This is a genomic window from Vibrio splendidus (assembly GCF_002873455.1).
GTDB lineage: Bacteria > Pseudomonadota > Gammaproteobacteria > Enterobacterales > Vibrionaceae > Vibrio > Vibrio splendidus_J.
Genome location: NZ_MCUN01000010.1, coordinates 558,282 through 574,117, shown reverse-complemented (window position 1 = coordinate 574,117; position 15,836 = coordinate 558,282). Strand labels below are relative to the sequence as shown.

The 15,836-nt window shown below is 43.7% G+C and carries 5 protein-coding genes and 1 pseudogene; 3 read left to right on the top strand and 3 right to left on the bottom strand.

Going from position 1 to position 15,836, the window contains the following annotated elements; genetic code table 11:
* The 3 genes from rtxA to BCU75_RS11525 form a co-directional block, all read right to left on the bottom strand.
* Positions 1-8,426 (bottom strand): MARTX multifunctional-autoprocessing repeats-in-toxin holotoxin RtxA (gene rtxA / locus BCU75_RS11535; RefSeq protein WP_241905373.1); only part of this gene is annotated, 8,426 nt, incomplete at its 3' end.
* Positions 8,427-8,446: 20 nt separating this feature from the next.
* Positions 8,447-8,908 (bottom strand): RTX toxin-activating lysine-acyltransferase RtxC, encoded by a 462-nt coding sequence (gene rtxC, locus BCU75_RS11530; RefSeq protein ID WP_076679266.1) that lies wholly within the window; start codon positions 8,906-8,908, stop codon positions 8,447-8,449.
* A gap of 26 nt (positions 8,909-8,934) precedes the next feature.
* Positions 8,935-9,279 carry a peptide chain release factor 1 gene (locus tag BCU75_RS11525; RefSeq protein ID WP_076679267.1) on the bottom strand — a complete coding sequence of 115 codons (345 nt, stop codon included), beginning with the start codon at positions 9,277-9,279 and terminating at the stop codon, positions 8,935-8,937.
* Between the two features lie 429 nt (positions 9,280-9,708).
* Here BCU75_RS11525 and BCU75_RS11520 point away from each other — a divergent pair, with 429 nt between their 5' ends.
* From BCU75_RS11520 to BCU75_RS11510, 3 genes and pseudogenes are all read left to right on the top strand, one after another.
* A complete protein-coding gene (locus BCU75_RS11520; RefSeq protein WP_102473941.1) occupies positions 9,709-11,832 on the top strand; it encodes a peptidase domain-containing ABC transporter in 2,124 nt (707 codons plus the stop codon).
* Positions 11,829-13,190, top strand: coding sequence for an HlyD family type I secretion periplasmic adaptor subunit (locus tag BCU75_RS11515; RefSeq protein ID WP_198593417.1), 1,362 nt, complete (start codon positions 11,829-11,831; stop codon positions 13,188-13,190). The genes BCU75_RS11520 and BCU75_RS11515 overlap by 4 nt, the downstream gene beginning before the upstream one ends.
* Before the next feature lie 86 nt (positions 13,191-13,276).
* A pseudogene (locus BCU75_RS11510) lies at positions 13,277-15,370 on the top strand (type I secretion system permease/ATPase); the annotation flags it as partial.
* Between the last annotated feature and the right edge of the window lie 466 nt (positions 15,371-15,836).

The following is a 15,836-nucleotide window of genomic DNA, read 5'->3' as shown; positions in this document are numbered from 1 at the left end:
TCAAGAATCCCCTGCATGGTGGTACTATCACCAACTGTCGGCTTATAACTCGCTAGTGTGCTGCCATCCATCACCACCACGCGGTTGAAGATCGCTTCACCTGCGTCGTTTTTAACCAGCTTGTAGCTTTGAGCCATGTTCAGATCGGACTTACCGAAGAAACGCGTTAGGTAAGCGCCAAATTTCTCTGCTGACGAGAACTCAACGATGCCAGCATTTGGATCATAGAAGCCGTAAACACGTTCGTCACCTGAGCCTTTTGCCCAAGCCGCCATCGCGTGATCCGGAGCATCAAGTTCCAACAACACAGGTTTACCGTTAGCTGATACATCGGTGATCTTCTCAACCACACCGTTTACGGTCAGCGCTTGTTTCCCTTCCAGCTTTTCCTGCCACACTTTCATCGACGTATCATGCATTGGATTCTTCGCATGAATAGCCGCTAAGCTGCTGAGCAACTTGCTTGCATTGACTTTTTCACTGTCTGAGTAAAGCGTTGGATTGCTCAGCACCGCCGCCGCAGAGTACATCTTCTCCAGCAGTTGTCTTGCAACGCCGACTTGACCATCGTTTTCTAGCTGTTTAGCGACCAGAACAAGTTTAGAAAGGGGATCACAGCGTCCACCAAAACCGTCGTTCGATAGGTTCAACAGCATTAACTGTGGCGCAAGTTGCTCGGTCGCTTTCGCATCCACCACTCCAGCAGAGGCAATCTCACGGAACAGTCGGTTGTACTTCTCAGATTTGTTCTGGAACGTCACTTTCAGTGCACGACTTTCGATTTCCCAAGCAAGCGCACCTTTTTGCTCTGCACTCCAGTTGCCTTTAACAAACAGATCCACCAGTTGCTTGATACTCATATCTGAGTGGAAGCCATCAACGGTGTCTTTCGCATGGTCGTTTTTGTAACCGTTTAGGAAATCTTTGGTGGTACGAATGTCTTTCGATTTTCCTGGTACGTTAGTATCCGGTTTCAGCGCGTCGCCATAGCGTTTAAAGTCTTCCTGTAGTCCTTTAAGCACTTCGCCCGTATCTACCGCCGTTTGTGTTGACGTGCTCGTCTCATTACTTTCGATATAAGGCGCGGTAATTTTTGCCCATTTATCAGCATACTGCGTCATCAGCCATTCGGCTTTGTGATTCGCAGAAGCACTGGATTTAGGTTTTTTAACTGGCGGCTGGCCTTTACTTGCCCGATACTCTTGATACCAAGCATCGAAATCATCACTGCCACTAACCAAAGCGTTCACTTCAACAACGATGGCTTTACGGCTTGCAGAGTCAAAATGATCAAGTGCCTTCACATCAACTTTTGCCGTGGATTCGGTTTTAGGTACAAATTCACTTAAAACGCTCGGCACGCTGCGGAACTCAAACAAGATAGCTGGTTCAGGCTGCTGCACACTTCCTGTTGTAGCGTTGTTGATGCCATGCCCTGCCACTTCACCGCCATACTGGAAGTATTCAAATACGCTCTTGGCAAGGCTTTCTGAATATGAACCTTTCAGCTTCTCAATGATTTGTTGTCTCACGTATCGTGAGTCATCTGCACTTAGAAGTTCCAGCATTTTGACAGGCTTAGTTCTTGGCAAAATCTCCCAAGCATTTTTCACTTTCGGATCGGTTAACCCTTGAGCGTTTGGAGAGAAACCCTCAGATGCAGGATCCCAATCATTGATGTAGATGCCATACTCTTTGGCCAGATCTGCAGTTTTGGAATAGACCGATGTGAGATAGGCATACACGTTTTGCGCAGCCGCCGGATCATCTAATTTGTGTTCATTAGAGTTGGCTAAAAACTCATTTCTAAGTCCCGACTGATACCACGGTGCAGATTCCAAAAGTTTCACTTCGTCTGACGATCCTGTACCAAAATCTTTAGCACTAACCGCCATAGAAGCCTGTTGACCGCTAGGTGTCATACCAATCGTCTGACCTTGGGCTTCAATTGATATACCATTGCCAGCAGCAATCAAATGGTTAGAGTTTGAGATAGCCAAGGTAAAGCGACCATCCTCACTTACTAGGTTGGACAAGCTTTTATGATTTGATTGATTAATGTGGCTGGTAAACTCCTTTGCCAACCAAAGCATCGCATCTTTACGGCTCTCAACAGCAACTTTATCTCGGGTTTCGCTCGGATAAGTGACTAACTCAATCGTATGTGTCTGCCAATTACCAATACCTTTGATGTCAGTAATACCAGCGGGATTAGTGTAGCTGCCCTGATTCATGTCTTTCGTCAACATGAATAGAGGGTTACCCTCTGAATCATAGACATAGCCAAACTTCTGTGTAGAGTTACTAGGTAAAGCGACTACCAACCCTGACAACTCATTTTCAATACCAATAGAAGTAGTCTCAAAGTGACTTCCAAATTCAGGGACAATGACAGCTCTAGGTTTCGGTCGCCCTTCTTGCCTTCCGAGCCCCTCTAGCCCAACACCTGAAATACGAATATCTTTTCGGTTTACATCTTGTGATGCTCGATCTGAAACAATGATGCTATCGGCATTGCTCTCAGTGAACAGAGAAGTAATTGAGCTTCCAGTATTTTTAGAACGAACACCTGCATTGATTTGTAGTCGATTGACGGCTTGAACCGCACCGTCTAGCGCTTCTTGTTCTTGATCGGTTAATCCTTCGCTGAATCGACCGTCGGCACCCTGTGGATTTACCGTATCGACATCACTACTTATCGTTTCTTCATTTTGAATAGAGTGATTTGCATTAGATAAGCCGCTGCCTGAGGCACCTTGACGATCAGGGCGATCATTTTCATTTTGCTTAGAACCTTTGGCGTCCGCTTTTGCTTGACTTGCTTTATTTTCAGCATTTCTTGCATCACTATGACCACGAGCTTCAGCGTCTCTAGCTGCATCATTGGCATTCAATTCAGCTTGTTTAGCTTCATTAGTTTTCGTGGTAGCTTCTGCTTTACGCGCATCAGCATCGGCTTTAGCGTTCGCTATATCTTGCTCTGCCCCAGCGCGATTCTGTTCACCTTTGGCAACACCTGCTTCTGATTTTGCCACCGAATCTTTGACGTTCTTTTGACTATCTTCATAGCTCTTTTTCGCAGCAGTGATCTGCTTACCAGAAACTTCTTTGGCTTTATCTAATTGAGTTTGAACATCATCTAAAAGACCTCCGGCAAAACGCTCACGCCAATGGTCACCAGATTCGCCCATATATTTAGCTTTGTCATCGAGTACTTTAAGGCCTTGAGCCATTGCCGTCAGGTCTTTAGTTACCGCTTCAGACTCTTCGTTTACAGCATCGCGCTGCGCTCGACCGTTGTTCTCTAATGCTTTTTGATCGGTTGATTCTAATTGAGCCTGAGAACCCGATACAGCTTCAAGTTGTTTCTGTTTTTCTTGTTCTAAGCGCTGGCGATCAGCTTCCGCTCGTTCTTTGTCAGACATTGCATTTTTTGCAGCTTGATTTTGCTCTGCACTATCGGCAATAGTGTTAGCTTCGTCAGACATCTCATCAGGTTGATAAGATAGTTCGGATACCTGCAGTGGAGTACCAACGGTTTCGATGATCGCTTCAGATTTCGCCACAACATTATCTAAAACATAACCTCGCCCATCGTTATGGCCAGTACCTTTAAATTCTATTTTGTTACTGCCGGAGTTTGCAGTCAATTTCAGTATTTTGTGTTGCCAAGCGGTCTTATCACCAGAGGTTGAGAATACAACATCACCGTTCCAGAGAACCTCTATGCCTTCGTTGCTTGAAATACCCGCACGTCTTGCGAAATCAAAGCTAACAGCAATGACTTCACCTTCAGTTAAGGCAGATAAATTTTGAAAAATACTAGTATTTTTATCTACATCTAACTCAGTGACACGAGAACCATGGCCACCATTGCTTACACCATAAGCTTTCGCTGAGTGCACAGCTTCAATGCCATGTGTTGACTCCCAACCATGACCATTTTGTTCAAAGTCGCCATTGACGATTAAGTTAGGGGCTTCTTCATTCTTTGAAGAATCTTCGATGTTAGTTTCATTTTTAGTAGTAACAGTAAGTTCTTTTGTTTTACTTAAAGAATCTTCGATGTTGATATTTTCTTTCATGTTACTGAGATCAGGTGCTTCAACGTTCGTCACGCTTCCACTTAAACTGTCTTTTAAGTCGGAGCCTACTTCTTCGATCTCATCCAGCTCAAAACCATCAAGTTTTGTGATTTCAGATGTTGCAATCTCCCCTAGTCCTTTTTGAACGCTTGATGACGAAGCTTCATCACCTTGAACTAGGTAATTAATCGCTTGGCTACCACCGACTCCAAGAAGAGTTTGTTTAATATTGTCAAACAATGTCGATAGTTTGTTGCTGCTGGTGTTGCTAGACGCGACAGCTAGGCTATAAAAATCACCGTTACCCACTTTAATAGCAACGTTATTTCTAGCATAAGAAGCATTGATTCCTAAACCGTCACCTACGTGAACATTCACGTTTGCTTTGCCTTTCATTACCGAAACATTGAGGCCATCGCCCACTTTAGTGTTGACGTTATATTTGCCCCATGAAACGTTAACTGAAGTACCATCACCAATTTTGGTGTTGATATTCGCATCAGCATAGGTCGCCGTCACACTTAAACCATTACCCACGGTTGTCGTAATATTGGCTTTACCTTTCGCTGCAGTAACCTGAATACCATCGCCGACTTTAGTGACAATATTACCTTTGCTCCAAAGCGCGTTGAAGCTATCACCGTCACCCACTTGAGTAACAATATTCGCTTCGCCTTTCGCCAAAACGACATTACGGCCATCACCCACTTTCGTAATGATATTCGCTTTAGCCCAAGAACCGGTATAATCATCGCCATTACCGACGTGTGTGATTACGTTCGCCTTACCTTGAACCACAGAAACTTCTTGACCATCACCCACCTTTGTAATGATGTTCGCGTCACCTTTGGCGAAGTTGTATCGGTCACCGTCACCAACATGAGTGAGGATATTCGCATGTCCCCAAGCCGCATTGACTCCCAGCCCATCGCCCACTTTAGTGACGATGTTTGCTTTACCTCTAACTAAACCGACAGTCGCACCGTCACCAATATGGGTCATGATATTACCCACTTGCGATATCAGTAAACCAACGGTGGTTCCTTCGCCAACTTTTGTTAAGATGTTACCTTTACCTGCCAGTAAGGCTGCAGTTGTTGCATCACCAACATGGGTCACTACGTTTGCTTTGGCAACTGCGACAACACCCATAAAGTCATCACCGACTTTAGTTATGATGTTAGCTTCACTTAGGGCTAACACGCCAGTCAGGCCGTTACCTACGTGAGTCATAATGCTTGCTTTACCAAACATCGCGGCTAAGGTTGTTCCGTTACCCACTTTCGTCATCACGTTTAGTTCGCCAACAAACAAGCCTATACTTGTGTCATTACCAACGTGAGTATAGATATTCGCGTTACCGATCATTAACGCAGCAGTTAAGTCATTACCCACTTTGGTCATGATACTGGCTTGGCCAAGCATTGCAGCAAACGTGCTGCCATTACCCACATGGGTGAATATATTTGCGTTACCTACCATCGCGGCTAGCGAGGTACCATTCCCCACTTTGGTCGCGATATTACCTTTCGCTACCATTAATGCGACTGTTGTGCCGTTACCAATATGCGTAAAGACATTCGCTTCCGCGACCATAAGCGCCAATGCATCATCATTACCAACTTTGGTAAATACATTGCCTAGGCCACCCATTAATGCCCATGCATTCTCTTCACCAACATGAGTGAATATATTGCCTACGCCGATCATAACGGCAATTGAATTGCTGTCGCCGACCTTGGTAAATATGTTACCCGCAGCCCCCATTACGCCAAGTGTTTGGCCATCGCCCACATGAGTCAGTACATTGCCGATACCCAACATAATGCCAGTAGTATCACCATCACCAACCTTGGTTAGAATATTTGCTCCACCAACCATAACGCCAGTTGTTGTGCCATCGCCGATATGCGTAAGTACGTTAGTGCCTCCTCCCATAACCGCAAACGCGTCACCTTTGCCCTTTTTGGTCAGAATATTGGCACCGCCAAGTGCAACTGCTGTCGTGTTTGATGTTGTCGCATCATCACTAATATGAGTAATGATATTGGCACCACCAAGCATACCCGCTGTTAAGTCATCATCACCGACTTTAGTTATAACATTCGCGCCGCCAACAAGTACTGAAGCAATATCGCCCTTACCAATCTGCGTCATGACATTAAAGCCACCACCCGCTAGCCACAAACCGTTACCAGACCCTATTTGAGTGTGCGTGTTGTAGCCACCTAGCATAGCCAAACGGCTATTTCCGTTGCCTTTGTGAACAGAAACATTGCCATAAGCAAGTAAGTGAGCGAGATATTCACCATCACCGATACGAATCAATACGTTGACTGCACCGCCTGCATAAACATCCATTTTGCCTTGCTTACTCTGATGGACTAATACGTTAGCCAGGCCAGCACCACGGAAAATGAGGTTGCCTTCATCGCCACTTTTAACAATAACGTTAGCCGCGCCACCGCCAATAAATTTGGTATCACCAACTTTAGAGCTGTGAAGAACAACGTTAGCAATGCCTCCACCATTAAAATGAACATCACCAAGGGTAACATTGGACTTGATAACGTTACCGCCACCTACTCCAGTAAAATGAACATCCCCAGAGCTTTTACCGCTACCGGTCGCTGGCTTAAACAAGTTTTGATCGGTGTACTCGTCGATATCGGCCACAGTTTCGCTAGTGCTTCTTACCGCGTTCACACTGTAATGCAGATCGCTGAGTGAATAGGCTCCAACACCCTGCGATTTATACTCACTTGAAGACGGTATGTACTCATCAGCCAAGTCGGGAACCTTCGTCCCAAATTCGTCAAACCGATAAGAACCTCGAGCGCGATATTGTAAGCTCCCTGTTTCCTTATCATTCCTAAGTTCAACTGTCACAATTTTAGTATAGCGCCCAAATACTTTGGCAAATATATATGTATTGGGTAGCACATTTGATTTAACACCAGTTACATCAATTAGGCCCTCGCTGATTGCGTAACCACTCATTTTTGCGTCTAATAAAGTAATATCTTTCGCGTCAATAAGCGCACCTTCAGCATAAGTAACCCATTCATGCTCTGTGAGGTCTTTTTCAATACTTTGAATCGTAACCACTTGTTGATGTTCGAGTTCGATATTAGAGAGGGTGTAACCGCCATTGACTGGATTTGACTCAAATCCACCTGAACCAGAAACATCGGAGCGAGCAAGGCTAGCTAAATGATTTCCACGCTTATACCAAGCTTCTGAGTAGTACTTAAGATTTCCAGTTTCCGAGTCGTTATAGAGACGAATTTTATTAATTTTGGTGTAAGTACCATCAGCGATAGCAAACAAGTAAGTATTTGCCTCTCGTTCTGATTTTATTGCCTTAACAGAATGGAACTTATTCCCGTTACCAATCGATAACCCATGCATTTGTGCAGCAGTCAGAACGATCTCACTGGCATTGGCATTGGCTAATCCTTCGCCTTTGAAATCGTTACCAGACCCTTTACGGGTAATCTTGTTGTATGCTCCGCCGCCAGAGAAATGAATATCACCGTGTGCCACATCAGAGTAAATACTGTTGTATCCACCAACACCTACAAAACGAATGTTGCCACATGTTTCCGCATAAACATCATCCGATTGTCGCGTACGTTCAATGCGGTTTGATGCGCCCGCTCCCACGAAAGTGATATCACCGACTTTACCTTTGCGAACGAGATGGTTATCGGCACCCGCCCCACGAAAAATGATATGACCCGTTTCCACTCGCGAGCTAATGCTGTTAGCAGCACCAACACCATTAAATATCACATTACCGCGAGAGCCCTGGTATTGATTGAACCAAGTTCGATCAAGTTTGTTACCGGCACCTGCACCAGTAAAAGATAAGTTACCTTGGTTTGTTTCATGCCAAAGGCTGTTATAGCCACCAGCACCACCAAATGTCACATGACCACTTAGGCCTTTACGAGTTATCCCATTATATGCAGCAACACCGCCATAATTTACGTCACCGCGATTACCCAGATGATCAATAGAAACTCCGCCAGCAGCGCCAACGAATGAAACGTTTCCATCGCCGCTTTTGTCAATGTCCGCATACCCGGCAGCACCTGTTACATTTAGGTTGCCAACAGAATCTTCTACTCTTAGATATGCAGCACCACCTACTACCGTATCATTCCCGCTGCCCGTGTAAACCGTCGCCCCAATTGAACCGATAGTGACGTAATCATCACCTCCACGAGCGTATATTTTGCCGCCAAAACCGATAGCAGCAATTTTATTGTTACCTTCATCGCCGGAATAATTCCCTGTAAAGAAGTATTCAACACTTCTCCAAAATGGTTTTCCCATAAAAAAACTCTAATTTAAGGTTAAATAGAAAACCACTGTACCTTTCTGATACAGCGGTCATTTTGAGCGTCGACCTTGCCACGGACGGTACAAACTTTCTGCCCTTTCCACGGAAGGAATACTCGACGTCGAAGATCATTAACGACCTCTCGACCATGTCCGAATGGCGCTATCATCTCTGGAATATAAATATGTTGACCGGATCGCCAGTCAGATAGAGAGATTTCGCGAGTCCCTGATAGCAACTCATCTCGGCTCGGCTCAGACAAAAACGCCCAATTACAAAATGCAATTGGGCGTCCTTGTTCATCTTCGTAATAGCAAAACTGGTTTAGCTCAAACGCAGGCATAATACGTTGCTGCCATTCAGCAACAACATATCTTCGATGAAGAGGCGAGTGCTGACTTAGCAGCATCACCCCACCAATCAATTTCTGAATTTGCGCTAAGGTAAGATTTGCTGATTGATGCGTAATAGACATATGCCCTATCTCACCGAATACAGCTATTATTTAGCTTTAGAAGCTCTCTTCTTTGGCGCAGGTTTTTCTTCTGTTTGTACTTCTTCAACCTGGTCAACACTAGGCTCACCTGAAGGTAAAAAACCTGCAGCAACCAGCTTGTCAAATTCAGCTGACATGCGAGGGTCTTCGAGCATGTTTTTAACCATTGAAACCATATACATGAAACCAGAAGCTGGCATATGAACCACTTGTTTAAGTTCAAGGTCATCATCATTTTCAGCCATTACGCCGCTAGCCATATTTTTTTGATCTTGACCTACGAAATAAAGAGAAAAAACACCCTTATTGTAATTAACACTAGATACTGTTTGAACAAATTTCTCTGTCATAAATTCCCCGAATTATTTTGTATAAAAATTAGCGGGGTGTTTTCTAACAAAAGAAAGCACCCCGACAACAAGCAAAAAAAGGTTTGATATTAGGCTCAAACCCAAAGATATAATTGTATTTATTATTTTTCGTAAAATATGCTACATCTTATAATATGAACTATCAACAACAATACTAATGAATAGTAGAGTATTCATTCTAAAATCAGATATTTCATATCAATGATGTTATGACAAGCATGAAGTCACTCAAACTATCATTATTAACTAGATTTAACTTTATATTAACTATTTAGCTCAAATTATAAACACAGCCGAACTATTTTCTAACCAGATCTATTTTTTAATTCTTGATTGAACGTTATAAAAAGTGGTGATAGCATGCCGAACTTTTAAAAATGCTGTAAAAACATCAGCTAAGAAAAACCTATGACTGAAAAAGAAAACCTTACGCTGGTATGCATACAGTTTTATTTAAATATTGTTGGTAACAACGAAAATAACAATCCAGACAATACTAAATTAGATGAAGCTAATAAATTAGATAAAGACAATTCATTAATAGATAATATAAAAATAATACAACATAAAAATGGAGTTAAAATTTCCACAAAGCATTCTAGATTTAAGGAAATAAAAAAAATAAAAACTCCTGCCATTCTATTTGACAGTCAAGATTCACCGTTTATTTTAGCTAAATCTAATAAAGATAAATGTTTAATACAAAGGCCTAATAAAGAGGCTCCTGAAGTAATTTCTTATAACGAACTCAATTCAATTTGGAACCACAAATGGATAGAGATAAAACAAGCTCAATCACGTTTTGATATCACATGGTTCATTCCTGAGTTTCTAAAGCACAAGAAAATACTGGGAGAGATTTTCTTATTCTCTTTTGTGCTGCAAATACTCGCCTTAATCTCACCACTATTCTTCCAGGTTGTTATGGATAAAGTGCTCGTACATCAGGCTTGGTCAACTCTTGATGTGCTTGTTATAGGACTTGTGATAACGGGAATTGTCGAGGTTATACTTCGCGGCTTACGTGAGTATCAATATGCACACACAGCCAATAGAATTGATATTCAATTAGGGCTTAAGTTAGTAAAGCACTTGTTTGGCCTTCCTTTGATGTTTTTCAAAACACGCCAAGTAGGAGCCATCGTAACTCGAGTGCGTGAGCTTGATACAGTGCGAGAATTCTTAACAGGCTCAATGTTTACTTTAACGGTCGAGTTCTTGTTCATGTTTGTCTTTCTCTACGTCATGAGTTTGCTTTCACCTCCTCTCACGTGGCTATTTATTGCAACCATCCCTCTTTATGTATTTCTCGCTTGGTGGCTTACACCTCGAATGCAAGCGGCGGTAGAAGAGCAATTTACGCACGCCGCTGCAAATACCTCTTTTCTCACAGAGACAGTAGCTGGCAGTGAAACTCTAAAAAGCTTAGCCGTAGAGCCTCGTTTTGTTCGCCGTTGGGACGATCAAACGGAAAAAATGGTCTCTACTGGATACGTGGTTCAGCAACTCAACAACCGATCCAACCATATCGTGCAACTCATCCAGAAAGTAACAAGTGTTGGAGTTCTGTGGTTAGGGGCAACAGAAGTACTGTCATTGGAAATGACTATCGGCCAACTGATCGCTTTTAATATGATGACAAACCACATCGCCCAGCCTTTATCTCGTATGGTTGAGTTATGGGGGCAATTTATTCAAACGCGTGTGGCACTAGAAAAGTTGGGAGACATGCTCAATTTACCTGTGGAGCAGCACACAGGGAACGATACGATTGCATTCCAAGGCGCGATTTCGTTCAAAAACATCCTATTTCGTTATCAACCAGATATTCCACCAACCCTAGACAACTTATCGCTTGAGATCCAAGCAGGTGAAACATTAGGCGTTGTAGGAACGTCGGGATCAGGGAAAAGTACTCTAGCTCGATTGCTGCTACGACTCTACAGCCCAGAAAAAGGGTTAATAACGGTTGATAACACACCACTAAATCAAATTGGTATTCAGCAACTGCGCCAACAAATCGGCATAGTTCTCCAAGAAAACTACTTATTTAACAAAAGTGTTTGCGAAAATATTGCCCAATCAAAGCCCGAAGCTAGCTTAGAGGAAGTTATCGAAGCGGCGAAACTCTCTGGAGCTCACGAATTCATCATGAAGCTCCCAATCGGTTATGACACGATTTTAGCCGAAGGTGGGCAATCTCTTTCAGGCGGGCAGAGACAACGGCTTGCGATTGCGCGGACCCTACTTTCAGACCCCAAAATTATGATCCTGGATGAAGCCACAAGTGCACTGGATGACGAATCACAAGCGTTGATTCAATCCAATATGGCAAATATCGCGAAGGGCCGTACGGTCATCACTATCGCTCACCGATTATCCACCGTACGAGATTGCGACCGAATCATCGTTCTACACCAAGGTAATATCGTCGAGCAAGGTAGTCACCAACAGTTAATCACATTGGGCAAACAGTACAAACAATTGTGGCAACTTCAGCAAGAGCTCAAGCAAGAGGATTCAAACGCATGAAAAGTGTCATCAAGCGATTTCTGGCCATATTTAAAATAAACCAGACGACTGAGAAGCATTACGAATTTTTGCCTTCGCACCTCGCCTTGTCACAACGTCCCCCTTCACCATTTGCTCGAATAACGGCTATCACGCTCAGCTTGGGAGTCGTTGCTGTATTAATTTGGGCGTATTGGGGGAAATTAGATATCCAAGCGACAGCTACCGGGCGTTTCGTTGTCTCTGGCCGCTCACAAGTGATTCAATCTTATGAACAAAGCCGGGTTCTCTCTATTCACGTAAAAGATGGACAGCGAGTGACAAAAGGCGCGCCGCTTCTTACTCTTGATACCTTAGGCATCAATCAAGACATTACCCGTTTAATCACTCAATCTGAATTTCAGACTAATGACCTAATTCGATACCAATCTTTGAATAGTGGCCTACCACTATCTAAGGACCTATTGTTTTCGACCTTACCACTCGAACAACAAGCGTTGATCAATGAAAATTTCTTGAGTGAAAAACGTGAATATGAGTCGACCCTCGCAAGTATCAAAGCTGAAATGCAGGTCAACAAAACATCACAAGCAGCTCGTCAAAGTGACATCAACGCATTAATTCAGTTAACCGAAAATATTAGTCAGAGACTCGCGGCACGAAAAACGTTGAACCAAGTAAAAGTCATTGGACACGTGGAGTACCTAGAGCAAGAAAAAGAGTTGTTGGAAGTTCAACGTCAAGTGTCGCAACAACGTGCTGATTTAGAGGTTCTAAAATCGCAATACCATAGCCTTGAAGAAAGGTTGACGGGGTTCAAAGCACAAAAACACAGAGAATGGCTCGAAAAAAGAAAACAAGCGAAATTGCAACTCGTTGGGTTAGCTCAGGAGTTGTCTAAAGTTCGTGAACGTGAACAGTTAGAAATCATCCGTTCGCCCGTCGATGGTACCGTTCAGCAACTCAGTATTTACACGCTAGGGGCCGTACTTCAACCAGCACAAAATTTAATGATTATAGTCCCTGAAAATGCGGTACAGCAGGCAGAAATACAAATTCTCAATAAAGACGTAGGCTTTATTTACCCAGGACAGTCAGTGACAGTCAAAGTGGATGCATTTCCATACACTCGTTACGGTACTATCGAAGCAGAGCTATTGAGCATTTCTCGTGACTCTATTACAGACGAACGCTTGGGGCTCGTTTTCCCAGCCCAAGTTAAGCTCCTGAATAACAACATATTGATCAACGGTAAAAGTATTGAATTGACGCCAGGCATGTCCGTCGTTGCGGAAATAAAAACGGATAAACGTCGTGTCATCGACTATCTGCTGAGCCCAATACGTGAATACCAAGCAGAATCGCTGAGAGAGAGATAAGTATGGATATGACCTTATCAACAACGGGAAATAGCGCTTCTACAGCTCAAGATGCCTCTATCAATCAGGACGTTTCTATCACACAAGATAATTGCGGAATCGACGCCGTCGTTTATGCGGGTAACTATTTCCACAAAAAATCGACCAAGACACAGCTCAAGCATGCTTTAGGCGTCAATCATTCCAATTTAAATGACTTGGAAATAAGGGAAGCTGCAGATTATATTGGCTTGAAAAGTCAAGTGACAAAAGTAAAATCAAACGAGCTAGATACCCTTCCACTGCCCGTGTTAATTGAAATCGACAACAGCTGGAAAGTGCTCACAAAATCAGCTGATGGTTCCTCTCTTTTATATGACCCAGCCACTCAATTAGAGCAACCGAGTGAACTTAGCTCGAGTAGTTACTTATCGACGTACAAGGTAATGTTGGTCGCGGATGAAAGACTAAGCAGCAAAGAGGTAAAATTTGGCCTTAGCTGGTTTGCCCCCTCGATTTGGCGTCAAAAGAGCCAAATGCGAGATGTGTTTTTTTATGCTACTGCCCTACAAATATTTGCACTGGTCAGCCCTATGTTGTTTGAAAATGTCATCGACAAAGTGCTAGTCGGCCGCAGCTTATCCAGCTTACATGTGCTCGCCATAGCGATGCTTGCTCTTGCCATTGCGGAGCCTGCATACAGTTACTTGCGCAATACCGTATTTGGCCATCTCGCAAGTCAAGTAAATGCAGAGCTATCAGGACGCCTTTATCGCCATTTAGTCGGGCTCCCCCTCAATTACTTCAAGCAGCGTCAGACAGGGCAAATCATTGCTCGTGTTCGTGAAATGGCTCAAATTCGCCAATTTTTGACCGGCTCGACGTTGATGTTATTGCTCGATCTCATTTTTGTTACTGTCTTTCTTGCGGTTATGTTCCATTACGCCAAGACTCTGACTTGGTTAGTAATCGGTTCACTTTTTATCTATTTCTTACTTTGGCTTATAGCTGGTCCAATCATAAGAAAGAAAGTGGAATCAGAATACGAATCGGATGCCGATGCCACAACCTTTCTAACTGAAGCGGTAACAGGCATTGAAACCATTAAAACCACAGCAACTGAACATCGATTTTTACATCAATGGCAACATATCCTCAGCCAACAACTGAACCGTAGCTTTGATGCTCAAAAATCAGGACTCATTGCAGGGCAAGGCATCGGGCTAATACAAAAACTGACTGCAGCGCTGCTCCTGTGGTGGGGAGTCAGCGAAGTACTAAACGGTGAGCTCACTCCCGGGCAATTAGTGGCATTCAATATGTTGGCCGGCCACGTGACTCAACCAGTACTTCGACTTGCGCAAATATGGCAAGACTTCCAGCATACTCTCATTGCACTAAAGCGAGTGGGCGATATTCTTGATGAACCAAAAGAAAATGGTAAGCAAGGACTCGCTTCTGTTCCTGAACTCAATGGAGGTATCGAATTTAATAACATTCGCTTTCGTTACCACGAAGACTCTCCCGAAGTGTTGGCCAACTTATCGTTAGAAGTAAAACCGGGGCAGTTTATCGGCATCACCGGGCCATCGGGCTCAGGAAAAAGTACCATCACCCGGCTATTGCAACGCTTGTACGTCCCTCAACATGGTCAAGTTTTGGTCGACGGTATGGATCTCGCGATAGCCGACCCTGTTTCTCTACGTCGTAACATGAGTGTGGTGTTGCAAGAAAGTATTCTCTTCTCAGGGAGCGTTGCAGAGAACATCCGCCTAAGTCAGCCTCAAGCCACTGATGAAGAAATGCGCCACGCTGCGCAGCTTGCTGGTGCTTTGGAGTTCATTGAAGAACTTCCTCACGGGTTTAATCAGCCCGTAGGGGAAAAAGGCGGCTCTCTATCTGGCGGCCAGCGTCAACGTATTGCGTTAGCAAGAGCCCTACTCGTTAACCCTAGGATTTTACTTCTTGATGAAGCAACGTCAGCACTCGACTATAACTCTGAAGCAGCCATCATGAGCAATATGGAGGAGATCTGCCAAGGACGAACCGTAATTAGCATCGCACACCGCCTTAACACCATTCGTCATGCGGATAACATTCTGGTTCTTGACAAGGGCCAAGTCTGTGAAAGCGGAACTCACGATAAGCTGGTTGAGAAAGAAGGGCTCTATGCCAAACTCTGGAAACAACAAATCGGTTAATAGAACCATCGTATTGATTACGAAAGAAAATCGAATTTGGGCCGAACCTGAACATCTGTATTTGATTCGTTCAATATCAAACATCGTCCAATAACTAGAGTCTCTAAAATCTCGCGTAGACAATTAATTATAACTTGTAGCTAATCAACTACGACAAGTTCAAGCCATGAACTTACGAAAATTAAACTGCCAAACTACACCGTAGTTGGCAGTTTATTCATTTATGCATATATGTTCATTTGTTAACGCCCTTGTTACATAGCAAAAACATCACACAGCTCTCCCTTATTAAGTCTAATTATCCGCCACTCACGAAGTAGCATCACAAATCCGAAAACAAACTCCTCGTACCAGTTGCGCATTCATTTACATATAGGTAGTTTGAGCGGCTTCGCAACCTATCAATTCGAGCAATGACGTTCATGCGAGCATCTTTTCCGAGCAAAAGTGTTCGGATTAACATTTC